The organism is Mesorhizobium sp. M0701 (assembly GCF_040320365.1).
Taxonomy (GTDB): Bacteria; Pseudomonadota; Alphaproteobacteria; order Rhizobiales; family Rhizobiaceae; genus Mesorhizobium.
Genome location: NZ_JAMYPO010000012.1, coordinates 37,112 through 63,266, shown reverse-complemented (window position 1 = coordinate 63,266; position 26,155 = coordinate 37,112). Strand labels below are relative to the sequence as shown.

The 26,155-nt window shown below is 63.9% G+C and carries 24 protein-coding genes and 1 riboswitch; of the genes, 11 read left to right on the top strand and 13 right to left on the bottom strand.

Annotated elements, in window-relative coordinates; genetic code table 11:
* Positions 1 to 77: 77 nt before the first annotated feature.
* The 3 genes from NKI24_RS14440 to NKI24_RS14430 all read right to left on the bottom strand — a co-directional run bounded on the left by NKI24_RS14440 (position 78) and on the right by NKI24_RS14430 (position 3,770).
* Entirely contained in the window at positions 78 to 1,133 is a 1,056-nt protein-coding gene (locus tag NKI24_RS14440) for a substrate-binding domain-containing protein (protein WP_352746117.1), read from the bottom strand.
* Positions 1,134 to 1,179: 46 nt separating this feature from the next.
* Positions 1,180 to 2,175, bottom strand: a complete 996-nt coding sequence (locus tag NKI24_RS14435; RefSeq protein WP_352746114.1) for an ABC transporter permease — start codon at positions 2,173 to 2,175, stop codon at positions 1,180 to 1,182.
* Positions 2,176 to 2,258: 83 nt separating this feature from the next.
* Positions 2,259 to 3,770 (bottom strand): sugar ABC transporter ATP-binding protein, encoded by a 1,512-nt coding sequence (locus NKI24_RS14430; RefSeq protein WP_352746112.1) that lies wholly within the window; start codon positions 3,768 to 3,770, stop codon positions 2,259 to 2,261.
* Between the two features lie 135 nt (positions 3,771 to 3,905).
* On the opposite strand from NKI24_RS14430, the gene mtnK reads away from it, so the two are divergent.
* The 10 genes from mtnK to dhaL all read left to right on the top strand — a co-directional run bounded on the left by mtnK (position 3,906) and on the right by dhaL (position 14,600).
* The gene (gene mtnK / locus NKI24_RS14425; RefSeq protein WP_352746109.1) at positions 3,906 to 5,177 is read left to right on the top strand and encodes an S-methyl-5-thioribose kinase; all 1,272 of its coding nucleotides are present in this window, start codon (positions 3,906 to 3,908) and stop codon (positions 5,175 to 5,177) included.
* Complete coding sequence (mtnA, locus tag NKI24_RS14420) at positions 5,174 to 6,268, top strand: S-methyl-5-thioribose-1-phosphate isomerase (RefSeq protein ID WP_352746107.1); 1,095 nt, start codon at positions 5,174 to 5,176, stop codon at positions 6,266 to 6,268. The genes mtnK and mtnA overlap by 4 nt, the downstream gene beginning before the upstream one ends.
* Before the next feature lie 181 nt (positions 6,269 to 6,449).
* Positions 6,450 to 7,334 (top strand): helix-turn-helix domain-containing protein, encoded by an 885-nt coding sequence (locus NKI24_RS14415; protein WP_352746103.1) that lies wholly within the window; start codon positions 6,450 to 6,452, stop codon positions 7,332 to 7,334.
* Between the two features lie 130 nt (positions 7,335 to 7,464).
* Positions 7,465 to 8,124, top strand: coding sequence for a 2Fe-2S iron-sulfur cluster-binding protein (locus NKI24_RS14410; protein WP_352746100.1), 660 nt, complete (start codon positions 7,465 to 7,467; stop codon positions 8,122 to 8,124).
* Positions 8,125 to 8,127: 3 nt separating this feature from the next.
* A complete protein-coding gene (locus tag NKI24_RS14405) occupies positions 8,128 to 9,114 on the top strand; it encodes an FAD binding domain-containing protein (protein ID WP_352746097.1) in 987 nt (328 codons plus the stop codon).
* A gap of 71 nt (positions 9,115 to 9,185) precedes the next feature.
* A complete protein-coding gene (locus NKI24_RS14400) occupies positions 9,186 to 9,656 on the top strand; it encodes a nuclear transport factor 2 family protein (RefSeq protein WP_352746095.1) in 471 nt (156 codons plus the stop codon).
* Positions 9,657 to 9,754: 98 nt separating this feature from the next.
* Complete coding sequence (locus NKI24_RS14395; RefSeq protein ID WP_352746092.1) at positions 9,755 to 12,064, top strand: xanthine dehydrogenase family protein molybdopterin-binding subunit; 2,310 nt, start codon at positions 9,755 to 9,757, stop codon at positions 12,062 to 12,064.
* Positions 12,065 to 12,180: 116 nt separating this feature from the next.
* Positions 12,181 to 12,327, top strand: a riboswitch (FMN riboswitch).
* Between the two features lie 77 nt (positions 12,328 to 12,404).
* Complete coding sequence (locus NKI24_RS14390; RefSeq protein ID WP_352746090.1) at positions 12,405 to 12,878, top strand: 6,7-dimethyl-8-ribityllumazine synthase; 474 nt, start codon at positions 12,405 to 12,407, stop codon at positions 12,876 to 12,878.
* 66 nt (positions 12,879 to 12,944) lie between these two features.
* Entirely contained in the window at positions 12,945 to 13,952 is a 1,008-nt protein-coding gene (locus tag NKI24_RS14385) for a dihydroxyacetone kinase subunit DhaK (protein ID WP_352452423.1), read from the top strand.
* 9 nt (positions 13,953 to 13,961) lie between these two features.
* Positions 13,962 to 14,600 carry a dihydroxyacetone kinase subunit DhaL gene (dhaL, locus tag NKI24_RS14380; protein WP_352452422.1) on the top strand — a complete coding sequence of 213 codons (639 nt, stop codon included), beginning with the start codon at positions 13,962 to 13,964 and terminating at the stop codon, positions 14,598 to 14,600.
* On the opposite strand, the gene derI is transcribed toward dhaL, so the two are convergent.
* Genes derI through NKI24_RS14365 form a run of 3 tightly spaced genes read right to left on the bottom strand, consistent with a single transcriptional unit; the run spans position 14,597 to position 16,600 of the window.
* The gene (derI, locus tag NKI24_RS14375; RefSeq protein WP_352452421.1) at positions 14,597 to 15,040 is read right to left on the bottom strand and encodes a D-erythrulose-4-phosphate isomerase; all 444 of its coding nucleotides are present in this window, start codon (positions 15,038 to 15,040) and stop codon (positions 14,597 to 14,599) included. The genes dhaL and derI overlap by 4 nt on opposite strands.
* Before the next feature lie 26 nt (positions 15,041 to 15,066).
* Positions 15,067 to 15,825: a triose-phosphate isomerase gene (locus tag NKI24_RS14370; protein ID WP_352746086.1), complete on the bottom strand. Its 759-nt coding sequence runs from the start codon at positions 15,823 to 15,825 to the stop codon at positions 15,067 to 15,069.
* Between the two features lie 10 nt (positions 15,826 to 15,835).
* Positions 15,836 to 16,600 (bottom strand): DeoR/GlpR family DNA-binding transcription regulator, encoded by a 765-nt coding sequence (locus NKI24_RS14365; protein ID WP_023676017.1) that lies wholly within the window; start codon positions 16,598 to 16,600, stop codon positions 15,836 to 15,838.
* A 256-nt stretch (positions 16,601 to 16,856) separates the two neighbouring features.
* Here NKI24_RS14365 and fba point away from each other — a divergent pair, with 256 nt between their 5' ends.
* Positions 16,857 to 17,921, top strand: a complete 1,065-nt coding sequence (gene fba, locus NKI24_RS14360) for a class II fructose-bisphosphate aldolase (RefSeq protein ID WP_023676018.1) — start codon at positions 16,857 to 16,859, stop codon at positions 17,919 to 17,921.
* A gap of 47 nt (positions 17,922 to 17,968) precedes the next feature.
* Here fba and NKI24_RS14355 read toward each other — a convergent pair whose 3' ends face one another.
* From NKI24_RS14355 to NKI24_RS14325, 7 genes are read right to left on the bottom strand one after another with little or no spacing between them, the layout of a single operon-like run.
* Positions 17,969 to 18,907: a sugar phosphate isomerase/epimerase family protein gene (locus NKI24_RS14355; RefSeq protein WP_352746251.1), complete on the bottom strand. Its 939-nt coding sequence runs from the start codon at positions 18,905 to 18,907 to the stop codon at positions 17,969 to 17,971.
* Positions 18,907 to 20,424 (bottom strand): glycerol-3-phosphate dehydrogenase, encoded by a 1,518-nt coding sequence (locus NKI24_RS14350; RefSeq protein ID WP_352746083.1) that lies wholly within the window; start codon positions 20,422 to 20,424, stop codon positions 18,907 to 18,909. Before NKI24_RS14350 ends, NKI24_RS14355 begins: the two co-directional genes overlap by 1 nt.
* A 19-nt stretch (positions 20,425 to 20,443) precedes the next feature.
* On the bottom strand, positions 20,444 to 21,484 hold the full coding sequence (locus NKI24_RS14345; protein ID WP_352746080.1) for a 2-hydroxyacid dehydrogenase: 1,041 nt from the start codon (positions 21,482 to 21,484) through the stop codon (positions 20,444 to 20,446).
* A gap of 7 nt (positions 21,485 to 21,491) precedes the next feature.
* Positions 21,492 to 23,054, bottom strand: a complete 1,563-nt coding sequence (locus NKI24_RS14340; protein ID WP_352746078.1) for an FGGY-family carbohydrate kinase — start codon at positions 23,052 to 23,054, stop codon at positions 21,492 to 21,494.
* A complete protein-coding gene (locus tag NKI24_RS14335) occupies positions 23,054 to 24,178 on the bottom strand; it encodes an ABC transporter ATP-binding protein (RefSeq protein WP_352746075.1) in 1,125 nt (374 codons plus the stop codon). Before NKI24_RS14335 ends, NKI24_RS14340 begins: the two co-directional genes overlap by 1 nt.
* Complete coding sequence (locus NKI24_RS14330) at positions 24,175 to 25,293, bottom strand: ABC transporter ATP-binding protein (protein WP_023676024.1); 1,119 nt, start codon at positions 25,291 to 25,293, stop codon at positions 24,175 to 24,177. The genes NKI24_RS14335 and NKI24_RS14330 overlap by 4 nt, the downstream gene beginning before the upstream one ends.
* Positions 25,294 to 25,297: 4 nt before the next feature.
* The gene (locus NKI24_RS14325) at positions 25,298 to 26,155 is read right to left on the bottom strand and encodes a carbohydrate ABC transporter permease (protein ID WP_023676025.1); all 858 of its coding nucleotides are present in this window, start codon (positions 26,153 to 26,155) and stop codon (positions 25,298 to 25,300) included.

Here is a 26,155-nt window from a genome sequence, read left to right as displayed (position 1 = left end):
CACGCCAGACATCTTCGACAAAAAGGCCGCCTGCAACAAGCTGCTGCAGACGGCTATTGTTTTGCTCGTGCCGAAAATTACTTCGCGTTCGGGTTCGGCATCCAGGTCGGCATCGCGACATCGGCATGGGCGAATTGCGGCAGCTTGGCCGAGAGGTCCTCCATGTTCTTGATGTCCTTGTCGATCAGATCCTTTTGGGTGATCAGCGTCGGCGGCACGATGACGTTGTGGCCCGGGTCTTCGCCGGCCAAGAGCTGCGCTAGCGCACGCACCGAGACCTGGCCGACGACGGCCGGGTTGGTGGCGGCGGTTGCCGCCCAGGCGCTGTCCGGCTCGCGCATCGCGGCGATGTCCGAGGTCGAAATGTCGGCCGAATAGATCTTGATGTCCTTGTTCAGCCCGGCCTCGTCGACGGCGATCTTCACGCCCTTGGCGAATTCGTCGTAGGGCGCGAACATCACCTTGATGTCGGGATGGGCCGATAGCACCGAACGGGCCTGGTTGGCGACCGAATTGGCGATCGGATTGTCGAGCGTGCCGAACATGGCGGCTTCGTTGATGCCCGAATATTTCTTCTTGAATTCGACCCAGGTCTCGTTGCGGCGATCGAGCGGCGCGATGCCGGCGACATAGACATAGCCGGCCTTCCAGCTCTCGCCATTGTCCTTGACCGCCTGTTCGAGCGCCAGGCGGGCGAGGTCGCGGTCGGACTGTTCGATCTGCGGGATCTTGGGGTTTTCGACATTGACGTCGAAGGCGACGACCTTGATGCCGGCATCGACGGCACGCTGGGCGGCGTCCTTCATCGATTCCGTCAGGCCGTGCTGGATGATGATGCCCTGGACGCCGAGCGCGATGGCCTGGTCGACCATGTCCGCCTGAAGCGCCGCATCCTGGCGGCTGTCGAGTACGCGCAGATCGACGCCGAGCGCCTTGGCCTGCGCCTCGACGCCGGACAGATAGGCCTGGAAGAAATCGCCGGTCGAGAGATAGCGGACCAGCGCTATCTTGACGGCGCCCGGCTTGTCGAACGGCGCCGGCCTGTCCTGCGCCATCGCCGGCAACTGCATCAGCAATGTTGCGCCGGCAAGCCCGAGCGCTGCCTTCCCCAAAAGTCTTCTTGTGATGTTCACGTCGCTTCCTCCACTTGTTGAACCCAAAATGTGACCCGGTCGAACCCTATCTCCTGCCGCTGCCGGACAGGGCGAAGGTAAAGACAAGGGCGACCACGAGAACCACGCCCTTGACGAAATCCTGCGTGTAGTAAGGCGCGTTCATCATCGTCAGGCCCTGCAGCAGCACGCCGACAAACACCGCGCCGACAGCCGTGCCGAAGGCGTTCGGCTTGGCGGCGCCGAGAACCGCATAACCGATGAGTGCCGCAGCCACCGCGTCGAGCAACAGATTATTACCCGAGGCGATGTCGCCGCGTCCAAGGCGGGCAGCGAGCAAAATGCCGCCGATCGAGGCAAAAACTCCCGAAATCACATAGGCCCAGATTTTGTATGCCTTGACAGGCGCGCCGGCGAGTTCTGCGGCGCGTTCGTTGCTGCCGACCGCATACATCATGCGCCCGAAACGGGTGTATTCGAGAAAGAACCAGATCAGCACCGCCAGCACGAGCAGGACGACGACCGACACCGGAATGAGGTTCGGGATGAAGAAATCGAAGCGATGGCGGCCAAGCGCCAGGAACGCGGCGCCGAAACTGCCGTTGGCGACCGAGCCGTCGGGCATGGTCATGCCAGTGGCGATCGAACGGCCCTCGGTCGGTATGCGCTGCAGGCCGACAAGCAGGAACATCATGCCGAGCGTCGCCAAAAGGTCCGGCACCCGCATATAGACGATCAGCCAGCCATTGATCAGGCCGACCACGGCGCCGATCACAAGGCAGACGACGACCGCCATGACGGCGTTCTGCCCCAGCACCACCATGACATAGGCAGCCGCCATCATGGCGCTGGTGGCGACCGAGCCGATCGACAGGTCGAAGCCGCCGACGACCAGCGTGGCGGTGACGCCGAGCGCCAGAACGCCGGTGATGGCGACCGACTGGAAGATGAAGACAGCACTTTGCGGCGAGACGAAACCATCGGCGGCGGCGGCGAAATAGGCGATCAGCCCGAACAACAGAACGATGAAGCCGTAGCGAATAGCATTGTCGCGCAGGATCATTCAGCGCTCCCGCACGCTGGCACCGTCTTTATCCAACCCGAATTCATGCCCTCTCCATTCCAATTCTCATCGTCTTCCCGCTCTCAGGCTGCGCTGTGCAGCGGCCCGCCCGCCACTTCGGCCAGTAGCCGCTCGAGATCGACATCGGTATTGCGGTGCTCGCCGACGATCGTCTGCTCCGACATCACCAGGATGCGATCGGCCGTCTCCAGGGCTTCGTCGAGTTCGGTGACGAACAGCAGCGTCGCGCGGCCGTGGGCGCTGGCCCGCAGCTTGGCGGCGATGTCGCGCCTGGCCGAGATGTCCACACCTTGAAACGGCTCGTCGAGGATGAAAAGCCTTGCCGCCTGCGACATCCAGCGGGCGACCATCACCTTCTGCTGATTGCCGCCGGAAAGCGACTCCATCTCGTCCCTCTCCGAGCGGCAGACGATGCCGAGCTCCTGGATCTGCTGGCGGGCAATGGCGCGTTCGATACGGCGCTTGAGAACACCGAGACGCGACATGCGGCTGTGGAACGGCAGGCTGATATTCTCCTGGATGTTGAAGTCGCCGACGATGCCGTTTTCCCCCCGGTCCTTGGCGACGAGAAACACACCGGCGGCAATCGCTTCGCCGGTCGATGCCGGCGCATAGGGTTTCCCGTTCAGCACCATGGTCCCGGCCAGCGGCTGGCGCAGGCCGAACAGCGTCTCGGCGAGCGCGGTCTTGCCGACACCGACAAGGCCGGTGATGGCAACGACCTCGCCATCGCCGAGCGTCAGCGAGATCGGCCTGGCGCCTTCAGCAATCCGCAGCGCGTCGGCAGTGAAAATTGCTTTGGCCGAATTCCTGGCGACGATCCGCTCGAGCTGGATCTTACGGCCGAGCATGGCATTGACCGCACCTTCGTAATCCAGCGGCTTCTTGTCGAAGATGCCTGAGATGACCCCATCACGCATCGAAATGATGCGATCGGCAAGCCGCCTGATGTCGGACATACGGTGCGAAATGTAGAGGATGGCCACGCCTTGCTGGCGAAGCCGGTCGAGCAATGCGAACAGCCGGTCGGCCTCGGCGCTGGACAGCGAGGAAGTCGGCTCGTCGAGGATCAGCACTTTCGGCCGGTGCGCCATGGCGCGGGCGATCGCCACCATCTGGCGGTCGGCCAGAGAGAGATTGCTGATCCGGGCCTTGAGGTCGATGGCCAGTCCCATGCGGTCGGCCACCGCCTTTGCCTCGCGACGCACCCGGCCCGGATTGAACAGCGTCGGCACGCCGCTGCCGCTCAGCCTGTCGAGGGTAAGGTTGGTTGCGACGTCGAGGTCGGCGACGACACCGTCATTGATGTTCTGGTGGACGGTAACGACGCCGGCGCGGATCGCCTCCGCCGGCGTTTTCGGGTCGAACTCGCGACCGGCAAGCGACATCGAGCCGCCGCCATGGTCGTAGACGCCACTGATGATCTTGACGAGGGTGGATTTGCCGGCGCCGTTGGCGCCCATCAGCACGGTCACTTCGCCGGCATGCAACTCGAGCGAGACGCCGCCAAGCACCTCGATATGGCCAAAGGATTTCCTCAGGCCGTCGACGCGGAACACGGCATCATTGCCCATTCGTTCCTCCCTGACCATGACGCTATGGGCTATATCGGCAATTGTCAACACGATTGACAATTGCCAGCAGGCTTCCTAGCTTGGCCCGACCGCGTTGGCTCCGCTATCATCGGAGCACATGAGCGGGAGGTGAGGATGACTGGGAAATCGCCGTTCGAAGCACTGTCGGTCGAGACACTGGCGGGCCGTCTCGGTGCCAACGAGCCCCTGTGTTCGCAGATCGGCAAGGATACGAGCCAGTGGAAGGTTCGTGAAGTCGGCGACGGCAATCTGAACCTGGTGTTCATCGTCGAGGGTGCTGAGGGTGCGGCCGTCGTCAAACAGGCCCTGCCCTACGTCCGGCTGGTCGGCGACAGCTGGCCGCTGCCGCTAAAGCGCTCCTTCTTCGAATACCATGCGCTGACGCGGCAACAGGCGCGGGCGCCGGGTTCGGTGCCCGATATCTATCACTTCGACGAAGGCCAGGCGCTGATCATCATGGAGTATCTGTCGCCGCACATTATCCTGCGGCGGGCGCTGATCGAAGGCCGGCAATTGCCCAACATCGCGACAGACATCGGCTTGTTCATGGCCCGCACGTTGTTTCGCGGCTCCGACCTGCATATGGCGACCAAGGACCGCAAGGCCGATCTGGCACTGTTCGCCGATAATGTCGAACTCTGCGACATCACCGAGAACCTGGTTTTCTCGGATCCGTATTTCGATGCCAAGATGAACCGGCACACCAGCCCGCAGCTCGATGGCATTGTCGCCGAGCTGCGCGCCGACCGCGACCTCAAGGTCGAGGCGCAGCGCATGAAGCACATCTTCGCTGCCAATGCCGAGACGCTGCTGCATGGCGACCTGCATTCCGGCTCGATCATGGTCACCGACACCGAAACGCGGATGATCGACCCCGAATTCGCCTTCTACGGGCCGATCGCCTTCGACGTCGGCATGCTGCTCGCCAATTTCTGGATGGCGTTCTTCTCCCAGCGCGGCCATGAACAGGACGGAAGCCGCGACGCCATGCGTGACTATCTGCTCGGCGTTACGGTCGAGACATGGTCGGTGTTTCGCGCCGAGTTCTCGCATCTGTGGCGAACCGAGCGTACCGGCATGCTCTACCAGAAGAGCCTGTTCGAAGATCAGGACGACAGGCTTGGCGCCGAGCAGGCGCTAGACCATATGCTGCATTCGATCTGGACCGATCTGCTCGGCTTTGCCGGCGTCGAGGTTCACCGGCGAATTCTCGGCCTTGCCCACAATGCCGATTTCGAGACCATTGCCGATCCGGATCTGCGCGCCAGATGTGAAGCAAAGGCGCTGAAATTCGGCCGCCACCTCGCCGTCAACCGGCGCCATATCCACAGCATCGACGAGGTCAACCGGTTGGCCGCGCTGATCGAACGGGAGAGCAGGATTTGAACGTCGGCGACCGCCACTACCGCACCATCTGGCCGAGTGACGACGGGCGTTCGGTGGAGATCATCGACCAGCGCTGGCTGCCGCATGATTTCCGTATCGAAAAGATCGATACCGTCGCCGGCATCGCCACGGCAATCCGCGACATGTGGGTGCGCGGGGCGCCGCTGATCGGCGTCACCGCGGCCTATGGCGTCGCCATGCAGATGGCCGACGATCCGTCGGATGCAGCACTCGACGCCGTCTGGGCAACCTTGCACGAAACGCGCCCGACGGCGATCAATTTGCGCTGGGCGCTGAACGAAATGCAGCGCTTCCTGCTGACGCTTCCCCTGGCAGAACGTGCCGCGGCTGCCTATCGGCGTGCCGGCGAGATCGCCGACGAGGATGTCGGCCTCAACCGCGCCATCGGCGCCCATGGGCTCGAAATCATCAAGGCGATCGCGGCGCGCAAGCAGCCGGGCGAACCGGTCAATATCCTGACCCACTGCAACGCCGGCTGGCTGGCCACCGTCGACTACGGCACCGCCACCGCGCCGATCTATCTGGCGACGGAAGCCGGCATTCCAGTCCATGTCTATGTCGACGAAACGCGACCCCGCAACCAGGGTGCCCAATTGACCGCCTGGGAGATGGCCGGCCACGGCGTGCCGCATACGCTCATCGTCGACAATGCCGGCGGCCATCTGATGCAGCGCGGCCAGATCGACATGGTCGTCGTCGGCACCGACAGGACCACCGCCGACGGCGATGTCTGCAACAAGATCGGTACCTATCTCAAGGCGCTGGCCGCCGCCGACAACGACGTGCCGTTCTATGTCGCGCTGCCGTCGCCGACGATCGACTGGACCGTGGGCGACGGGCTGGCCGACATCCCGATCGAACAGCGCTCGCCCGACGAGGTCTCACTGGTCTGGGGCAAGACCGCTTCCGGCGAGATCGCCCAGATCCGCGTGTCGCCGGAAGCCACGCCGGCGGCCAATCCGGCCTTCGACGTGACGCCGGCGCGGCTGGTCACCGGCTTGATCACCGAACGCGGTGTCGCTACGGCCTCGCGCGAAGGCCTGAGGGCGATGTTTCCCGAGCGCGGATGATCCGCTTTGCCAAGAGGGCGCTCCGGATTTGCCTGATCTCACGATTTCTTGAACACGGCACGGTTAAAAACGCCCGTTGCCTGTCCCACATGGACGGCCGTATGCGTAGCGGCGGGGCGGCGCCCAACGCTCGAAGCCGGGGTTGCCCACGGCTCGGCGAGTGAAGCAGCGGGATACCGCGATGTCATTCAGACCATTGCTTGGTGACGGACGGGTTCGGAGCCAGGACGAGAAGTCGGAGCCCCTGCAAACCGCGTCATGGGTCAGCTCCTCGATCGTCTTCGACAACCGGCGGTGGGCGTGCCGGGAGGCGGAGCTCCGCTGGACAGCCCCTCATCATCTGATCGTGCTGACCGAAGAAGGCGGCACGTCCCATACATCCATCCGGCACGAGGCACGATCCCTTTACGACGGAATGGACCGTCCCGGAGCCCTCACCTTCGTCCCGGCAGGCGCGGAACGACAGGGCTTCTATCGCGATGTAAACCTCTCCTATTCAGCCCTGTGGATCGATCCCGATATCGGGCTTCCCGGATGCGAACGCCTGAGGAACCTGCCTATACTGGTAAACAAGAAAGACGCGGTCGTCGCCACGCTGCTGAGTTCGCTTCGTGACGAGATGGCACTCGGCCACAAGCCAGACACTGCCTATGTCGAGCATCTGGTCGCCCTCGTCAGTCTCCGCGTGGCCAACCTGAGCCGGGAGCAACCGCGGTTTGTACGTCACGGCTGTCTCAGCCGCCGGGCAATTGGTCGCGTTCGGGATTACATCGATGCGCATATGAATTCCGACATTTCGCTAAGCGAGCTGGCAGCCGCCGCGGGCATGGCCGTCGACAGTTTTGCGCGTCGCTTCAAGGCGACGACCGGTCTTGCACCCTACGCCTATGTGATCGAGGAACGGGTGCGGCGAGCGGAGGCGCTGCTGCGCGAAACGGGTTTGTCGATCGGTGTCATTGCGTTTCGGCTCGGCTTCTCAAGCCAGAGCCACTTCACCACGACCTTCCGGCGTCTGAGGGGCATGACGCCTCGTGCCTATCGGGTGAATTCTTCTCCAGAATCCTGATAGTGCCGCCGGTTTCTTGAAAGAAAGCCGCCGCCCGCACTCCCACCTCCAGTGTCGTTGGGTGACAGAACCCGAGGGTTCGCTCGGGTCAAGTTGCCGTCTGCGCTTCATTGCGACTGGGAGATCATGCATGGCCAAAACGGGCAACAGGAGCGGGCCGACGCGTCGGATGGTATTGGAAGGCGGTGTTGCGACCGGGGTGCTCCTGGCTACCGGACTACCGGTTGACGCCGAGCCGGCCGAGAGCGTCACGGCGGCTGCGTCGTCCTCACCGCTGCCGACGATGACGATGTCGTTACGGATCAACGCGAAGGATCTTGCCATCGAGCTCGACCCGCGGACGACGCTGCTCGACGCCCTGCGCAACCATCTCGGCCTCACCGGCTCGAAGAAGGGCTGCGACCACGGCCAGTGCGGCGCATGCACGGTGCTCGTCGATGGGCGCCGGATCAATTCCTGCCTGACGCTTGCCGCAATGCATGAAGGCGACGAGATCACCACTATCGAGGGCCTTGCCGAGGGTGACCGGCTGCATCCGGTCCAGGCCGCCTTCATCGCCCGCGACGGTTTCCAGTGCGGCTACTGTACGCCAGGCCAGATCTGCTCGGCGGTTGGCATGCTGGGCGAGGCGCGGGCCGGCTGGCCAAGCCATGCGAGCGCCGACGTGGCAGCGGCTTCCGTCCCTCTCACCGATGCCGAGATCCGCGAGCGGATGAGCGGCAACATCTGCCGTTGCGCCGCCTATCCGAACATTGTCGCTGCAATCCGCGACGCGGCAGAGGAGGCATGAGCAATGCAGTCCTTCACTTATGAACGTGCGGCGAGTGCTGAGCAGGCGGCGGCCGCGGTTGCGGCCCGGCCGGACGCCAAGTTCATCAGCGGCGGCACCAACCTGCTCGACCTGATGAAGCTCGAGATCGAGCGCCCAGCGCATCTCGTCGACATCAGCCGGCTGCCGCTTGATCGGATCGAGGAGACGGCGGAAGGCGGGCTTCGGGTCGGCGCCCAGGTCCGCAATAGCAATCTCGCCGCCGACCCGCGGGTAAGGTCGCGCTACCCGATGCTCACGCAAGCGCTGCTGGCGGGAGCGTCCGGCCAGATACGCAACAAGGCCTCGACCAGCGGCAATCTCCTGCAGCGCACGCGCTGCCCCTATTTCTACGACCGCAACATGCCCTGCAACAAGCGCCAGCCGGGTTCGGGCTGCGCGGCACTTCAGGGCTTCAACCGCATGCACGCCGTGCTCGGCGCGAGCAAAGCCTGCATCGCGGTCCATCCTTCCGACATGGCGATCGCCATGTCCGGGCTCGACGCCAGGATCGAGACCGTCTCGCCCGGCGGAGAGACCCGCACGATCCCGATCGGCGATTTCCATCGATTGCCTGAGGCGACGCCCCAGGTGGAGACCGTGCTCGGCCACGGCGAAATAGTCGTTGCGGTTGCCCTGCCGCCATCACCGCCCGGCCGACAGCTTTACCGCAAGGTGCGCGACCGTGCTTCCTACGCCTTCGCGCTGGTGTCGGTGGCAGCAATCCTCGAGAAAAGCGGCGACCGTATCCGAAGCGCTCGGATCGCCATGGGCGGCGTGGCAGCGAAACCCTGGCGCGCGACGGAGGCGGAGCGCGCGCTGGCAGGCGCGGCGGCGTCCGACGGTGCCTTTAGCGACGCGGCCGAAGCCGCGCTCGCCGGAGCCGTGGGGCATGGCGCCAATGATTTCAAGATCCCGCTGGCGAAACGGACGATGCGGCACACGCTCGCTGCTGCCGCCGAGAGTGCATGAGGCGACACGGTGACAGAGACGACGACCCCGAACCGCGGTTCCCAGATGCAGGCGCCGAGCAGGAGATCGATATGAAACTCACGCGACGCGCCGTTGCCGCCGCGGGTGGCGGCCTTCTCGTCTCTGCCGCCACAGCCTGGGGCGCCACATCCGATCCGGGAGCTCGTCACGGGCTCGAGGCCGCCGTCGACGCCTTCTTTGCCGGCCGGGCCTCTGGCGACTGGACGGCATTCCTTGATTGTTGCGATGAGACGATGACCTTCCAATTCCCTGTCGGCGAGCAACGAGGCCGACACGGACCGCCGGAAGGCAAGCGGGCACTCGCAGCCTGGACCGCCGCGCATCAAGCGCAGGGAAACAGGATCACGAAATCGACCGTCGATCTCAAGCTCTTCGCCGCCGACTGGGTCATCGTCTGCGATCGCGGGAGCGGGACAATCGGTGGCGCGCCCTACACTGGCCTGCATGCGATCTTCATGCGAGCCGGCCCGACAGGGAGGCTGGTCGAGTTTCGCGAGTATTTCGGCGAGATCGCCGCGTGAGTTCCGGCCGCCGCGCGACGAACATAAAGGTGCGAGGAAGCGGCGTCGTCGCGGCCTCGATGCTTCCGAACTCCAGATGAAAAATCTTTAGGTGACTTATGAACGAGACCATACCCGGACTGCCCGGCTCCGCCACCCATTCAAGGGTGAAACCTCGTGCCGATGTTGGCATCATCGGGCGGCCGATCGACCGCATCGACGGTCCGCTCAAAGTGACGGGCGGCGCCACATACGCTTACGAGAATGAGCTGGATGGTACAGCCTATGGCTACATTCTCGGCGCCTCCGTCGCCAAGGGCCGCATCGCCGAGATCGACACGGCCGAAGCCGAACGGGCGCCGGCAGTGCTGCTCGTCATGACGCACCGGAATGCGCCGGCCCAGCCGGATTTCGGCCCAACGGTCACGCCAACGGTGCCGGAGGTCTTCACGCGCCCCCGGCCCGCGCTCAACAGCGATCGGGTACGGTATTACGACGAGCCGGTCGCGCTGGTCGTTGCGGAGACGTTCGAGGCTGCACGCGCTGCTGCGGGCCTCATCAGAGTACGCTACGACGAGGAGCCGGGCCTCTACGATCTACCGGGACATATCGCCGACGCCTACGCGCCAAAGCGGACCAATGCCGGCTTCGAGACCGACAGCGTGGTCGGCGACTTCGAGCGCGCCTTTGCGACGGCGCCGATCAAGATCGACTCCACTTACGGGACCCCCTTCGAACATCACAATCCGATGGAGCCGCATGCGACGCTTGCTGCCTGGTCAGGCAACGAGCTGACGATCCGTACATCGGCGCAGACCCTCGCGAACTTCCGGGCCGGGGTCGCCAGCACGCTTCGCATCCCGCTCGAGCGAGTGCGCATCGTCAGCCCCTTCATCGGCGGAGGCTTCGGCTCCAAGCTGATTGCCCATGCCGACACGATCCTGGCCGCACTTGCAGCGCAGGTGCTGCAGCGCCCCGTGAAGATCGCGCTGACGCGACAACAGATGTTCGCCAATGCCGGTCATCGCGCAGAGATGGTCCAACAGGTACGTCTCGGCGCGGACACTGACGGGCGGCTCACCGGGATCGCGCACGATGTCTGGTCGGCAACGTCCAGCTTCGAGGAGTACTGCGAACAAACGGCAGTTTTTGCGCGCTCGCTCTACGCGGCGCCGAACCGTCTCACCCGCCATCGCCTGGTTCCGCTGGACATCAACCGCGGCGAATGGATGCGCTCTCCCGGCGAAGCGCCCGGCATGCTGGCTTTCGAATGCGCCATGGATGAGCTCGCCGAGCGCGCCGGTCTGGACCCGATCGAACTCAGGATCCGCAACGAACCGGCACAGGATCCCGAGCGCGGCGTGCCGTTCTCCACCCGCAATCTCGTCGCCTGCATGGAGGAAGGCGCCCGCCGTTTCGGCTGGGAGCGGAGAAACCCGACACCGGGCCGAACTCGGGAGGGCCGCAAGCTTATCGGCCACGGCATGGCGGCGGCGATCCGTCCGAACTATATCGGCGCGGCGACGGCGCGGGTTGCGATCGACCGGGACGGTCGGGTGACGGCGCGGCTCGACGTGACCGATATTGGGACCGGCACCTATACGATCCTGACCCAGATTGCCGCCGAGAGCCTCGGCCTGCCGATCTCGTCCGTCAAGGTGGAGCTCGGCGACAGCCGCTTCCCGCGTACCGCCGGCTCCGGCGGGTCCTGGGGCGCAGCAAGCGCGGGTTCGGCCTTGTATAATGCGTGCAACGTCCTCAAGGAACGGATCCTGGAGGCGGCGCAGTCGAACGAAGCCTCGCCGTTGCGCGGCGCGAACGCCACCGAGGCAAGCTTTGCCGACGGCGAGGTCAGGGTCGGCCAGCGATCGGCGAGCCTGGCCGATCTTATCCGAGGGATCTCTCCCGACGGGCTCGAAGCCGAAGGCTCCGTAGCCGCGGGCGCCACCACCCAGTCATACAAGACCTATTCGCAGCATTCCTATGGCGCGCATTTCGCAGAGGTCGCTGTCGATTGCGATACCGGTGAAATCCGCATGCGCCGGATGCTGGCTGTGATCGGCGCGGGCCGTATCCTCAACGCCAAGACCGCGCGCTCGCAAATCATCGGCGGCATGACCTGGGGGATCGGTGCAGCGCTGATGGAGCAGACGGTGCTCGACCCGCGCTATGGCCACTTCGTCAATCACGATCTTGCCGAGTATCATGTGCCGGTCAATGGCGATGTCCCCGATATGGAGGTCGCCTTCCTCGAGGAAGACGACGACAAGGCCAACCCGCTTGGCGCAAAGGGTCTCGGCGAGCTCGGCGTGTGCGGTGCGGGGGCTGCTGTCGCCAACGCCGTTTACAACGCGGCCGGCGTGCGAGTGCGTGAATTTCCCATCACCTTGGACAAGGTGCTGCCTGCCTTACCTGTGATCGCCATTTGACCCTCTCCTCCCTCGCCCTCAACGGTGACCAGGTCGAAACGGATCGCTATTTCTGCGCCATCGACGGTGACGCCGGTGGTTGACAGCGCTTTCCGGCCCTTCCATACAAACGCCGTCAATGTTCTCAGGGCGGGGTGAAAGTCCCCACCGGCGGTAAGGGTCTCGGCCCAAGCCCGCGAGCGCTCTCCGGTTAGCCGGAGGGGTCAGCAGATCCGGTGTGATTCCGGAGCCGACGGTCACAGTCCGGATGGAAGAGAACGAAATGGAAGACGGTCCGCTTTCGCGGTTCGGACTCCGTATCGTGCGTCCTGATTCTGGTTCGAAACGGAAGGATGGACCCATGAATCAGCATTCCCACAACGACTATGAAACGATCCGCGTTGCCGTCATTCGCGCGCGTTGGCATGCCGATATCGTCGACCAATGCGTTGAAGCATTCGAGGCGGAACTGGCGGTTCTCGGAGAGAAACGCTTTGCCGTCGATGTCTTCGATGTGCCTGGCGCTTATGAGATTCCCCTGCATGCAAATACGCTTGCCGTGACCGGCCGCTATGCCGCTATCCTCGGCGCCGCGTTCGTCGTCAATGGCGGCATCTACCGGCACGAGTTTGTTGCAAGCGCGGTCATCGACGGCATGATGAATGTGCAATTGTCGACTGGCGTGCCGGTGCTTTCGGCGGTGCTGACGCCGCATAATTACCATGACAGCGCGGACCATCACCGCTTCTTCTTCGAGCATTTCAGGGTCAAAGGCAAAGAGGCGGCCGGTGCCTGCGTGCAACTGCTGGCGGCACGCGAACACATCGCGGCGTGAAACCTCCACCGCCGGGTGGAAATCCCGGTAAGGCGCTGTAGTATCTCACGAAGCAGGAGGATGCCGGTGCAGACCAAGAAGATCATCAATGACGGCAATCGCTCCGTCGACGAGATGCTGGAGGGTATTCTGGCCGCGCATCCGCGCCACCTCAGAAGCGCGGACGGCAGTCCGCGCGCCATTATCGCCCGCGACGGACCGCGCCCAGACAAGGTCGGCCTTGTCATCGGCGGCGGCTCGGGCCATGAGCCGACCTTCCTCGGCTTCGTCGGCAAGGGGCTGGCCGACGCCGCCGCGATCGGCAATGTCTTCGCCTCGCCGCCGCCGGACCCGATCCTCGAATGCGCCCAGGCGGCCAGCGGTGGCGCCGGCGTGCTGTTCATGTACGGCAACTATGCCGGCGACGTGATGAACTTCGACATGGCCGCCGAAATGGCAGCAATGGACGACATCGAGGTGCGCACCGTGCTGACCACCGACGATGTCGCCTCGGCGCCGCGCGACCAGAGGCAGAAGCGGCGCGGCGTCGCCGGCAATTTCTTCATCTTCAAGGCCGCCGGTGCCGCATGCGACCAGATGCTGTCATTCGATGAATGCGAGCGTATCGCCAGGAAAGCCAACGATCACACCTTCACCATGGGCGTGGCGCTGTCGCCCTGCTCGCTGCCGCAGACCCGCCGGCCCAATTTCGAGATCGGCCCGGACGAAATGGAGATCGGCATGGGCATCCACGGCGAGCCAGGCACCGCGCGTGGAAAGTTGAAAACGGCCGACGAGATCACCGACGAAATGCTGGACAAGGTCCTCGACGAGATGGCGCCGGCGCGCGGCGATAAGGTCGCCGTTCTGGTCAATTCGCTCGGCTCAACGCCGTTGATGGAGCTCTACATTATGAACCGACGCGTCAAGCAGAGGCTGGATGACGTCGGTATTTCCGTCCACGCGACCTGGGTCGGCAATTACTGCACCTCTCTCGAAATGGCCGGCGCCTCGGTGACGCTGATGCATCTCGACGGCGAGTTGCAGGGGATGCTCGACCATCCTTGCGACTGCGCCATGTTCCGCGCCGGCTGAGAAAGCATCATGACCTCGATCGATTCAGTCGGCTTGAAAAGAATGTTCGATGAGATCGCGGCGGCGATCGACGCCGACAAGGACAGGCTCTGCCAACTCGACGGCGTCATCGGCGACGCCGACCATGGCATCGCCATGGCACTAGGCTTCACTGCTGCGCGCGATGCACTAGCGCAACTCGACCTCGCGGCGACCGAGCCGACGGCGCTGCTCAACACTGCGGCGAAATCCTTCCTCAACGCGGTCGGCGCCTCGTCAGGCCCGCTCTATGCGACCGCCTTCATGCGCGGTGCGGCCGCCGTCAAAGGCAAGGCAATTCTGGAGGACGCTGACATCATCGCCATGCTCCGGGCGATGGCGCAAGGCATCCAGGATCGCGGCAAGGCCGAGCTCGGCGAAAAGACCATGGTCGACGCCTGGCTGCCGGCGGCGCAAGCAGCGGGTGCCGCGCAGGAAGCTGGCAAGAGCCTGTCCGAGAGCCTGGAGGCTGCACTTGCAGCGGCCGAACGAGGTGCCGAGGCGACCAAGGACATGATCGCCGCCAAGGGCCGCTCATCGCGGCTCGGCGAGCGCTCGCTCGGGCATATGGACCCCGGCGCCGCATCGGCGGTGACGATCATCAGAGCGATGCGGAACAGTCTGGCTTAACCCCGCTTCGCCGCGTCGAGCCTGTCGATCGCCTGGACATTGCCGGCCGATGGTCCCTTCTCATCGAATTCCGATGCAAGCCATGCATCGACGATCGACTTGGCCAGTTCCGGGCCGATGACGCGGGCGCCCATGGTGATGATCTGGGCGTTGTTGGATTTTGCCGCGCGCTCGGCCGAATAGGTGTCGTGGGTGAGTGCGGCGCGAATGCCGGGCACCTTGTTGGCGGATATGGATACGCCGATGCCGGTGCCGCAAAACAGGATGCCGCGATCGTTTTCGCCGTCCAGGATGGTCTGCGCGAGCTTCTGTGACAGGTCGGCATAGTAGCCCGACTGGCTGAGGTCGCTAACCGTGAGGCCGGGCTGGGTAGCGAGGTGAGCGGCAATGACGTCGAGCAGCGGCTTGCCGGCGCTATCAGCTCCAATGGCAATTTTCATGTTCCGTTTCCTTCCTGTTTGATGATTCAGATCGCCGCCGAGGCGCGCTTGAGGATGTCGATATAGCCGTCCGCCTGCCAGGCCGAGCGGCCGATGAACAAGCCGTCGATGTTGGGCTGGCCGACCAGTTCGGCGGCATTTTGAGGATTGACGCTGCCGCCATAAAGCACCGGCGGCACCGCCGGCAGCAGGTCGCGTGCGATTTTCTTGATTAGCGCCTGCTGCCTGTCGGCATAGTCCGAACTGGCCGGCACGCCCTTGTCGCCGATCGCCCAGACGGGCTCATAGGCAAACAGGATCGTCGCCGCCTTCGCCGCGCCTTCGAGAAACTGCAGCGCGCCGTGCACCTGCAAGGCCAGCACCGCAGCGGCCTGCCCGCTGTCGCGTTGAGCCAAGGTCTCGCCGACGCAGATGAGTGGCACGAGACCCTGCTTCACCGCCGCCGCAGTCTTCAGCCCGACAGCCTTGTCGGTCTCGCCGAAATGCTCGCGCCGTTCGCTGTGGCCGAGCTCGACCATGTCGAGCCCGCAGTCTTTCAGCATGACCGGCGAGATCTCGCCGGTCCAGGCACCGGCGTCGGCCCAATGCATGTTCTGCGCGCCGACCTTGATGCGCGTCGGCGACAGCGCTTTCTTGACCTCGCGGATCGCCGTGAAGGGCGGGATGACGAAAGGCTGGATGCGCTCGTCGAAACCGGGGACGAACTCCGCCAGCGCCTCGGCGAAAGCCAACGCCTCGGCGAGCGTCTTGTTCATTTTCCAGCTGGTGCCGACCCAATAAACCATACGTGCCCTCCTATTCTGCGATCACTGTCAGCGAAACGCCGGCACCATCCAGCGCGGCGCGCATCTGCGGCTGCGGCTCGCGGCCGGTGAAGACCGTGTCAAAGGCCTTGAGATCTGTCAGGAAGTGCAAGGCAGTGCGGCCGAATTTCCCATGATCGACCAGCAGATATTTGCGCGCTGCTGCGGCCATCATCAGCCGTTTGGTCTGGACCACTTCCTGATCCTGGTGAAAGGCAGAGGCACCATGGATGGCCGATGACGACAGGAACGCGACATCGGCGCGCAATGATTTCAGCGTGTCCTCGGCGAGCAGGCCGAAGAAGCCGTGAAACTTCTTGTTGTATTGGCCGCCGAGCGCAATCAGGTTGATGCCGGCAACGCCCGCCAAATCCTGGATGACAGCCAGATTGTTCGAGATCACCGTCAGCGGACGCAGATCGGCAAGATGCCGAGCAACGCCGCCCGCGGTTGAGCCGTCGTCGATGATCACCGTCTGACCCGGTTCGATCATCGTCACGGCAGCGGCGGCGATGCGCTTCTTCTCGTCGCCGGCCAGCCGCTGGCGGTAGCGGAAATCGCTCTCGAAAAGGCTGCTCGGCTGGATCGAGGCGCCGCCGCGCACCTTGCGCAGGAAGCCGCTTTCCTCGAGCTCGTCGAGGTCGCGGTGGACAGTCATCTTTGACACGCCGAAGCGTGAGGCAAGATCGTCGACACTGGCGGTGCCGATGTCCATCAGAAAATCCATGATGCCTTGCCGACGGCCGTCGCTCTTCATTTCCGCGGCTTCCTCGTGCAATCCGGTTCCGAGATATAACAGCAAACGTTGCACAAGCCACCAAATTTTTTGTGATAATGTTATATCTCTATGGGATGTCATGACGCTTCTGGTCGCGTCCTGTAACAAGAATTGCTGCCGGCCGAGCGCCCAGCGGTTGCGGTGGCGCGGAAATCCGGCCAGAAGCATCAGGGGCTCGACGACAACCGAACGGCCCGCAAACACTGGCTCGAAACCGGATACGGGAGACTACTGAGTGGCTCGCATCACACTGAGACAATTGCTCGATCATGCCGCCGAATACGGCTATGGCGTGCCTGCCTTCAACATGAACAATATGGAACAGGGCCTCGCCATCATGGAGGCAGCCGAGGAGACCAAATCGCCGGTTATCCTGCAGGCGAGCCGCGGCGCGCGAGCCTACGCCAACGATGTGGTGCTGGCCAAGCTGATCGACGCGCTGGTCGAAATCCATCCCGATATCCCGGTCTGCATGCATCTCGACCATGGCAACAACGAAGCGACCTGCGTCACCGCGATCCAGCACGGCTTCACCTCCGTGATGATGGACGGATCGCTGAGGGAAGACGGCAAGACGCCGGCCGACTACGCCTATAATTCCGGCATCACCCGCCGCGTCGTCGACATGGCGCATTGGGGCGGCGTCTCGGTGGAAGGCGAGATCGGCGTCCTTGGATCGCTTGAGATGGGCGGCGGCGAGCAGGAAGACGGCCATGGTGTCGAGGGCGTCATCAGCCACGACCAGCTGCTGACCGACCCGGTGCAGGCCGAACAATTCGTGCGCGACACCCGTGTCGATGCGCTGGCCGTCGCCATGGGCACCAGCCACGGCGCCTACAAGTTCAGCCGCAAGCCGGACGGCGCTGTACTGGCCATGAACGTCATCGAGGAAATCCACCGCCGTCTGCCGAGCATGCATCTCGTCATGCACGGCTCGTCCTCGGTGCCAGAGGAGTTGCAGGAGATCATCAACAAATATGGCGGCCAGATGAAGCCGACATGGGGCGTGCCGGTCGAAGAGATCCAGCGCGGCATCAAGCACGGGGTGCGCAAGATCAATATCGATACCGACAACCGCATGGCGCTGACCGGCGCAATCCGCAAGGTGCTGACCGAGAACCCGAGCGAATTCGATCCGCGCAAATATTTGACGCCGGCAATGGCCGCGATGCGGAAGCTGTGCAAGGAGCGCTTCGAGCAATTCGGCACCGCCGGCAACGCACCGAAGATCAAGCCGCTGCCGCTGTCGGAAATGGCCAAGCGCTACAAGTCCGGAAGCCTCGATCCGAAATTTGGCTGACGTATTCCGGTTCTGAGCAGGAGCTGCCTCAGCTCCTGCTCATCCGATCATGCTCGCGGCAAGAGATCGGCCCTGCCGGTCTCTATAAATGGTGCCCAGTAGTCGACCGACTCGCGGATCATGGCGATGACCTCGTGGTCGACGGGCTCGCGCTCGCGGAACGACAATTCGAGGCAGATCTCGTTGTCGACGCCGCCGCCACGGCGAACCGTCTCCAGCAGCTTTTCCGGCGTGATGCGGCCGTCCTTGTTGTGAGCGGCAATGAACGGCCAGTGACCACCCTTGTTCATCGACGACTGCTTGACGTGGATGATCGGCGATTTCCTGGGAAAGGCTTCGGCCCAGGCATAAGGGTCGGTGTCCGCCGGATTGCTCGAGGTCACGTCGCCATGGTCGATGTCGACCATCATCTTGAACGGGACGGCCATGCCGGCCGCTTCGATCTCGCGCTGCAGTGCACGGCAGCTTTCGATCGTATGGCCGAATTCGCGGCCGACCGACATCGGCTCCCAGAACAGGTAGGTCAAGCCGGCTGCTTTGGCATGCTCGGCGACCTCGCGCCAGCATTCCAGCGCGATGTCGAAAAGCCGCGCGCGACGCTCCGGATTGTCGTAATCCCGGTGGGTGAAGATCGCGAATTGCGTGCCCATGCCCGCGGCGCCGAGCTCGGCCGAAACTTCTGAAAAGGTCTTGAACCAGTCGACGTAGTAGCGCCGCACGTCGGCATCGGGATGGCCGAAATGATTGAGCCGGCCGTAAGGGCCGGTCATCGCGGAGGTCACGCGCACACCGGTGCGGTTGAGCGCGGAGCGGAACAGGCGGACGAATTTGGCGATCGTCGCCGCCGGCCAGCCGGGATTGACGAATTCATGGGTGAGTTGGACGTCCCTGATACCGATCTGATAGGCGATCGCGTCGATCAGGTCGTCCGGCTCCGCAAAGCGGTTGACCAGCGGATTGGTGTTGAGCGAAAGCGTAAAGGCCATCAGCCGGCCTTTGCCAGCCGGCTCGAGCACCAGTCCTCGAAGGCGGTTCTTTCCGCGGCGGACAGATGCAGGCCGTGCTTGGTGCGCCTTTCGAGAATATCGGCGGCGGTCTCGGCCCATTCATGCTCGAACAGGTAATTGGCTTCGCGCTCGAAAAAATCCTTGCCGAAGCGCCGGCCCAGTTCGGCGAGCGAGGTGGCCGCGCCGACCAGATCGCGCGTCCTTGTGCCGTAGAGCCTGCCGTAATGCTTGACCAGCAATGCCGGCATCCAGGGAAATTCATGGCCGAGGTCGCCCAGAAACTGCTCGAAATCGGCATTGGCGATATCGCCGCCCGGCAGGTGCCCTTTCGAGGTCCACGGCTTGCCCATTTTCGGCAAGAACGGGGCGATACGGTCGAGCGCGTGCTCGGCCAATTTGCGGAAGGTGGTGATCTTGCCGCCGAAGACCGAAAGCAGCGGCGCCTGCCCAGCCGGTGCGTCGAGTTCGAATATGTAATCGCGGGTCACCGCGCTCGGATTGTCGGCATTGTCGTCATAGAGCGGCCTGACGCCGGAAAACGAGTAGACGACGTCGCTTCGTGCGAGCTGGCGCTTGAAGTAGCGATTGACTGCCTTGATCAGGTAATCGATCTCGCTCGCATCGGCGGTCACGTCCTCCGGTCGCCCTTCATAGGGAATGTCAGTGGTGCCGATCAGCGCCAGATCGTTCTGATAGGGATTGATGAAGATCACCCGCTTGTCGCTGTTCTGAACGAGATAGGCCTGCCGCCCTTCCCAGAATTTCGGCACAACGATGTGGCTGCCCTTGACCAGGCGCACGTTGCGCCTGGAATTCTGGCCGGCGACGCGGTTGATGACGTCGTTGACCCAGGGTCCGGCGGCGTTGATCAGCGCCCGTGCCCGGACTGTGGTCCTGACGCCGGTTCGACCGTCGCGCATCTCCACCGACCACAGGCCGTTTTCGCGACGGGCGGCTGTGCAGGCGGTGCGGGTGAATATCCTGGCTCCGCGCTCGGCGGCGTCGAGCGCGTCGATGACGACCAGGCGAGCGTCATCGACCCAACAGTCGGAATATTCGAAGCCGCGCTTGAAGGCGTCCTTGATCGGCGCGCCTTCGGGCGCGGCGCGCAGGTCGAGCGTACGCGTGGCCGGCAGCCGCTTGCGGCCGCCAAGATGGTCGTAGAGGAACAGGCCGAGCCGGACCAGCCAGGCCGGCCGGTCATCGGGGCTGTGTGGCAGCACGAAGCGCATCGGCCAGATGATGTGCGGCGCGGATTCGAGCAGCACCTCGCGTTCGATCAGCGCCTCCCGCACCAGGCGGAACTCGTAATATTCGAGATAGCGCAAACCGCCATGAACGAGCTTTCCCGATCGCGAACTGGTGCCCTCGGCAAGATCGTCCTTTTCGCAAAGAATGACCGACAGGCCCCGGCCGGCCGCATCGCGCGCGATTCCGGCGCCATTGACACCGCCGCCGATGACGAAGAGGTCGACGATTTCGGTTTCACCGTTCATCTCGCTCTATGCCCTGTCGTCAGCATGGATTGACCGGAGGCAGCCCGGCGATGTAGCGGCGCACTTCCTCGGCCGCCTGCTCGGCCGCGTAGGTCACGGTGCGTACCGACGCGCCGGCGATATGCGGCGTCAGCGTCACGTTCGGCAGTTGCAACAGCGGCCAGTCGGCAGGCACCGGCTCGACGGCGAACGTCTCCAGCATAGCGCTGCCGATCTGCCCCGAGACGAGCGCCTCGTAGAGCGCATCGTAGTCGACCAGCGGTCCGCGCGCGGTATTGACGAAGATTACGCCGGGTTTCATCCGGGCGATGGCGTTCTTGCCGATCAGGCCGCGCGTCTCCTCGGTGACCCGGGAATGCAGCGTGACCACATCGGAGCGCGACAGCAGATCGTCCAGCGCAACCAGTTCGACGCCGGCATTGCGGTCCTCGGCGCTCAATTGCACATAGGGATCGCAAACCAGGATGCGGCAGCCGAAGGCGCGCAGCAGGCGAACCAGCCTGGTGCCGATATTGCCGTAGCCGATGACGCCGACGGTCATTTCGTTGAGCTCGCGGCCGGTGCGATCGGCGCGGTAGAGATCGCCGCGCCATTCGCCCTTGCGCAAGGCTTCGTGACCGACGCGGATCAGCCGCGTTTCAGCGAGAATGGCGCCGATGGTGAACTCGGCCACGGCGCTGGCGTTGCGGCCGGGCACATTGACCACGGTGATGTCGTGGGCCTTGGCGGCGGCCATGTCGATGTTGATCGGTCCGCCGCGCGAGACCGCAACCAGCTTGAGCGTGGGCAGGCGCTGCATCATGCTTTCGGAGAGCGGCGCAAGCTGGGTGACGAAGATTTCGGCGTCGCCGATGAAATCCACCACCTCGTCGGGATCGCCGAAATACTCCTTGACCTTGTCCAGACCAAGCGCGGCATTGCCGAATTGCATCGGCTCGTCGGGCCAAGCGGTCTCAATGCTGCGGATGTCGAGATTGTCGCCGCAGGCCGCCTCGATTTTCTCGCGAAACACTTCCGGAAGCATGAAGCGGTCGCCGATGATCGCAATTTTCTTGGGCATGCTCTTCTCAATTCACGTCGGTTTGCCTGGACGCGGCCATCGAGCGCCAGACCGGCCGCAGCGCCTCATGCGCCAATGTGTAGGACGGAGCCATCGCCTCATAGGCAGCGGCAAGTTTCCGATCGCTGGGTTCGGCCGTCCGGAGCAAAGGCGTGACCCATTCGCTGACGCAATCGTCCATCGATGCGTATTGGCCGACGCAGACCGCAGCAATCATTGCGGCGCCCGCAGCACCGGCCTCCTCGCGTTCGCTGGTGCGAATGTCGGCTCCGACCGCAGCACCCAGGATCTCGCGCAGAGCCGGGCTCCTGGCCGCTCCGCCGGTCAGGCGGATTTCCTTGGGCAGTGGCCCCATGGCGGCGTAGCAATCGCGTGCCGCGAAAGCCAGCCCCTCGAACACCGCGCGGACCATGTCGGCATAGCCGTGCCTGGACGAAATGCCGATGAAGCCGGCCCTGGCATTGGCATCGACGAACGGGCCGCGCTCGCCGGCCTCCGAGACATAGGGCTGGTAGAGCAGCGAGCCTGGCTCGGACGACGATATCCACTGGTCGACCAGCGCGATCATCTCGCCATTGGTCCGCGTAATACCTTGCGAGGCGAGAATGCCGGAGGCGAGGCCAAGGACCCAGTCGATATTGAGCGTTGCCGCCATGTTCGACTGCATCTGCGCAAAGACGCCGGGTGCCGGCATCGTCATCGTGTAGCCGGTTGCAGCCTCGTTGAGCAGAACCTCGTCCGGCGTTTCGGCAAGCCGCATATGCATTCCGGTGGAGCCGATGATCGAGCATCCCGGCTTGCGTTCGCGATCGAACAGGCCGGCGCCGAGCGCCGTGCAGGCGACATCGACATAGGCCAGAACGACCGGTGTGCCGGCGAGCAGGCCAGTCGCATCGGCTGCTGCCACCGACAGCGAGGTGCTTTGCCTGGTGCCATCGACGATGGGCGGCAACAGATGCCGGAGATCGGTGACGCCGAGTACCTCGAGCACATCATCGCAATAGCCGCGCGTGCGGAAGTCGCCGAAGGTGAAGGTGCCCTCGGACGGGTCGGTGGCGCGATGGCCGGTCAACTTGAAATAGAGCCAGTCCTTGCAGTGGAACGCCGTCGCTGCATTGGCAAGCATCGCGGGCATGTGGCGCTTCATGAACACGAACTGCGATCCCTGCTGGCAGGCAGCGAGTCCGCTGCCGGTCTTTTCGAAGCGCAGCCGGTCCTCCGGCCGCGCGCGGATCTCCTCGACGACCGCGGCAGCGCGCGCGTCGAGCCACAGCCAGCCCTTGGCAACCGGCTCGCCATCCTTGTCGATCAGCCAGGTACCGTCGCCCTGCCCGGTCACGGCGATGGCAATGGTCCGGCTGGCGAGATCCGGCACCTTGTCGGCAAGCTCGCGCAAGGTCGTCGCGGTATCGGCCCAGGTGCGTGTCAGGTCCTGCTCGGCGCCGCCGCCCGGCAGTGTCTCGTATTTATTGGGCAGCGCGGCGGACGCGATCTGCCTGCCCGCCGTGTCAAAGGCGACGGATTTTATGACAGACGTGCCGGCGTCGATGCCGATCAGCACATCCTGCATCAAGCAAGCTCCGTGCCGTGCGAAATGGCATTGCCGCTCGCCTGATCGAAGACGTGAAGGTTTTTCGGATCGATGCTGATCTTGATCGGCGCGCCAAGCTCCAAGCGGGTTCGGTCATGTTCGACCAGGACCAGCGAACCGCCGGCGAAATCGGCGGCGATATGGGTCTGGTCGCCGAGCCATTGATTGGCCGAAACCGTCGCCGGCACACCATCCTTCGAGCGGCGGACCGCATAGGGCCTGACGCCGATGACGACGCGCTGCCGGTTGAGCAATTCGTCGCGAACCGGGCCGCTGAACGCATCCTTGTCGTAGTCGAGCGAAAGCCCGTCGGGCAGCTTGAGACTGATCTTGCCGGCAGCCGTGCCGACATAGGCCTCGAAGACATTCATCGGCGGCTCGCCAACGAAGGTGCCGGTGAACAGGTTTGCCGGCCGCTCCTTGAGCCTGTCAGGCGTATCGAACTGCTGCAGCACGCCGCCCTCCATGACAGCGATGCGATCGGCCAGCGCATTGGCCTCGGTCTGGTCGTGGGTGACCAGAATCGCGGTCAGGCCACGCTCCTTGATGAAATGCTTGATGCGGCCGCGCAGCACGGCGCGAAGCTGCGGCTCGAGCTGGCCCATCGGCTCGTCCAGCAGATGCAGGTCGGCCTCGCGGATCAGCGCCCGGCCGAGGCTGGCGCGCTGCTGCTGGCCGCCGGAGATCGAGCTCGGATAGCGCTCGAGAATGTCCTCGATCTCGAGCAGCTTGGCGATGTTGGCAACCTTTGCATCGACCGCACTCTTCGCCAGCCTGGCGGCCTTGAGGGCGAAGGCCATGTTCTCGCGCACGGTCAGCGGCGGGTAGAGCGAATAGCCCTCGAAGGCCATTGCGACGTTGCGCCTGACCGGCGGCAACGTGTGCACCTTGCGGCCGGCAACCGAGATGCTACCCCGCGAGACCTCTTCGAAGCCTGCGATCATGCGCAATGTCGAGGTCTTGCCGCAGCCGGACGAGCCGAGCAGCGCCACGATCTCGCCCTTGGCGATTTCCATCGTCAGGTTCTTGACGGCGTGTACGCCACGGTCGATCGGACCGTAGAACTTGTCGATGCCCGAAATGGTGATTGCGGTCGGGCTCATGCCGCTTCTCCGCTGCGCAAATTGACGACGTTTTTCGAGCCGATGCGCTCGCCGCTTGTGCGATCGAACAAAAGGGCGCTTTTACTGTCGACGGCAATGTAGACCTTGCCCTCGGATTGGCCCGGTGTCCCGGAAGGACGCGAAACCAGGATTTCACGGCCGCGCACGGTGCGCACCAGCGTGACGATCTTCTCGTTGAGCGGCGTCTCGGCCTCGACCGTCACCGGGATGGCGCCGGGCGTGCGTTCATCGACAAACGCCAGCGCCTCCGGCCGCAAACCGATCACGCAGTCGCGGCCGACCGCCGCCTCATGAGCGCCGGCAAGATGGACCTGGACGTTGGACAGGCCGACATAGATGCCCTTGGCGTCCCGCGCCGGCTTGACGTCCAGAAGGTTGATGGTCGGGTCGCCGAACAGCCGGGCAATCTCGACATTGGCCGGCTCGCGATAGATCTGCTCGGGCGTGCCGAGCTGTTTGACGACGCCCTGCGACATCACCGCGATGCGGTCGCCGAGCGCCATCGCTTCCTTGTAGTCCTGGGTGACGTAGATGACGGTCGCGCCACGATCCGCCAGCAGTCTTGGCAATTCCAGCCGCATTTCGAAGCGCAATTTGGCATCGACGTTGCGCAAGGGATCATCGAGCAGCAGCAGCGGCGGCGAGCCGACCAGGGCGCGGGCAAGCGCGGTGCGTTGCTTCTGGCCATTGGACAGCGCCCGCGGCTTGTGGCTGAGCACATGGCCGATTTTCAACAGCTTGGCGACGCTCTCGACGCCGGTCTTTATCGTGCCTTGCGATGAGTGCTTCGCCTGCAGCGGCGTCGCAATGTTATCGAACGCCGTCATATGCGGGAACAGCGCGAAGTTCTGAAATGCCATGCCGACGCCGCGGAACTCGGCGTCGAGATCGGTCATGTCCTCGCCGCCGATGAGTATCTTTCCCTCGTCGGGGTCGATGACGCCGGCCACCAGCCGCAGCAGCACGGTCTTGCCGGCGCCGGACGGCCCGAACAGGACCAGCGTTTCGCCGTCGGCGACGGTTAGCGACAGATTGTCGAGAACAGTCTGGCTTTTATAGCGCTTGACGATGTTTCGCAGTTCGAGGCTTGCCATCGGACTATCCTTTCACCGCGCCAAGCGACAGGCCTTCGACGAGATAGCGTTGCGCATAGAGCGCGAGCGCCAGCGTTGGCGTGATCGACAGCACGATCGCCGCCGAGATCTGGCCATACTGGATGCCCGAGGAGGTGATGAAGGCGAGCGCGCCGACCGTCACCGGCTGCTTGTCGGCCGAGGCGAGCACCAGCGCAAAGACGAAGTTGTTCCAGGCAAAGATGAAGGCGAGCAGACCGGCAGCGGCAATGCCTGGGCCGGCGAGCGGCAGCGCGATCTTGCGGAAGGTGGCAAACCAGGAATGTCCGGCGATGCGGTAGGCGTATTCGATGTCGGCGGGAATGTCCTCGAAATAGCCGCGCACGATCCACAGGATCAACGGCAGGCAGATCAACTGATAGACCCAGATCAGCCCGATATAGGTGTTGGCCAGCCCGAGCTTCTGGAAATAGAGGGTGAGCGGCAGGAGCACCAGCAGCGCCGGCGCAAACCGGAACGACAGCAGCGTAAAGGCAATGTCCTCCGAGCCGCGGAATTTGTGCCGCGCAAAGGCGTAGGCCGCCGGAACGCCGAGCAGCAACGCGACGGCAACCGAGGTGACCGACAGGAAGACGGAATTCCAGAGGTTGCGCATGAAGGCGATGTCGAGCGTGCCGGCCGCCGTCATCAGCTTGCCGGTGATCAAGGCAGTGTAGTTGGCGAGCGTCGGCTCGAAGACAAGCTGCGGCGGAATCCGCAGGATTGTCTCGTTGGTCTGGAACGACATCATCAGAATCCAGACGATCGGGAACATGAAGAAGATCACGACCAGCGCCAGGGCAATGCCGCGCAGGATGCGTTCGAGAAGCGAGGTGTGTTCCAC

Excerpts from the sequence above, each read along its gene's own strand:
- NKI24_RS14340 (WP_352746078.1), bottom strand. The coding sequence starts at position 23,054 with ATGCAGGATGTGCTGATCGGCATCGACGCCGGCACGTCTGTCATAAAA.
- NKI24_RS14410 (WP_352746100.1), top strand. The coding sequence starts at position 7,465 with ATGGCCAAAACGGGCAACAGGAGCGGGCCGACGCGTCGGATGGTATTG.
- NKI24_RS14390 (WP_352746090.1), top strand. The coding sequence starts at position 12,405 with ATGAATCAGCATTCCCACAACGACTATGAAACGATCCGCGTTGCCGTC.
- NKI24_RS14365 (WP_023676017.1), bottom strand. The coding sequence starts at position 16,600 with ATGAAGAGCGACGGCCGTCGGCAAGGCATCATGGATTTTCTGATGGAC.
- mtnK (WP_352746109.1), top strand. The coding sequence starts at position 3,906 with ATGACTGGGAAATCGCCGTTCGAAGCACTGTCGGTCGAGACACTGGCG.
- NKI24_RS14355 (WP_352746251.1), bottom strand. The coding sequence starts at position 18,907 with ATGGCCTTTACGCTTTCGCTCAACACCAATCCGCTGGTCAACCGCTTT.
- NKI24_RS14435 (WP_352746114.1), bottom strand. The coding sequence starts at position 2,175 with ATGATCCTGCGCGACAATGCTATTCGCTACGGCTTCATCGTTCTGTTG.
- derI (WP_352452421.1), bottom strand. The coding sequence starts at position 15,040 with ATGAAAATTGCCATTGGAGCTGATAGCGCCGGCAAGCCGCTGCTCGAC.
- NKI24_RS14430 (WP_352746112.1), bottom strand. The coding sequence starts at position 3,770 with ATGGGCAATGATGCCGTGTTCCGCGTCGACGGCCTGAGGAAATCCTTT.
- NKI24_RS14335 (WP_352746075.1), bottom strand. The coding sequence starts at position 24,178 with ATGAGCCCGACCGCAATCACCATTTCGGGCATCGACAAGTTCTACGGT.
- NKI24_RS14345 (WP_352746080.1), bottom strand. The coding sequence starts at position 21,484 with ATGCCCAAGAAAATTGCGATCATCGGCGACCGCTTCATGCTTCCGGAA.
- NKI24_RS14400 (WP_352746095.1), top strand. The coding sequence starts at position 9,186 with ATGAAACTCACGCGACGCGCCGTTGCCGCCGCGGGTGGCGGCCTTCTC.
- NKI24_RS14370 (WP_352746086.1), bottom strand. The coding sequence starts at position 15,825 with ATGGTTTATTGGGTCGGCACCAGCTGGAAAATGAACAAGACGCTCGCC.
- NKI24_RS14330 (WP_023676024.1), bottom strand. The coding sequence starts at position 25,293 with ATGGCAAGCCTCGAACTGCGAAACATCGTCAAGCGCTATAAAAGCCAG.
- NKI24_RS14395 (WP_352746092.1), top strand. The coding sequence starts at position 9,755 with ATGAACGAGACCATACCCGGACTGCCCGGCTCCGCCACCCATTCAAGG.
- NKI24_RS14350 (WP_352746083.1), bottom strand. The coding sequence starts at position 20,424 with ATGAACGGTGAAACCGAAATCGTCGACCTCTTCGTCATCGGCGGCGGT.
- dhaL (WP_352452422.1), top strand. The coding sequence starts at position 13,962 with ATGACCTCGATCGATTCAGTCGGCTTGAAAAGAATGTTCGATGAGATC.
- NKI24_RS14415 (WP_352746103.1), top strand. The coding sequence starts at position 6,450 with ATGTCATTCAGACCATTGCTTGGTGACGGACGGGTTCGGAGCCAGGAC.
- NKI24_RS14405 (WP_352746097.1), top strand. The coding sequence starts at position 8,128 with ATGCAGTCCTTCACTTATGAACGTGCGGCGAGTGCTGAGCAGGCGGCG.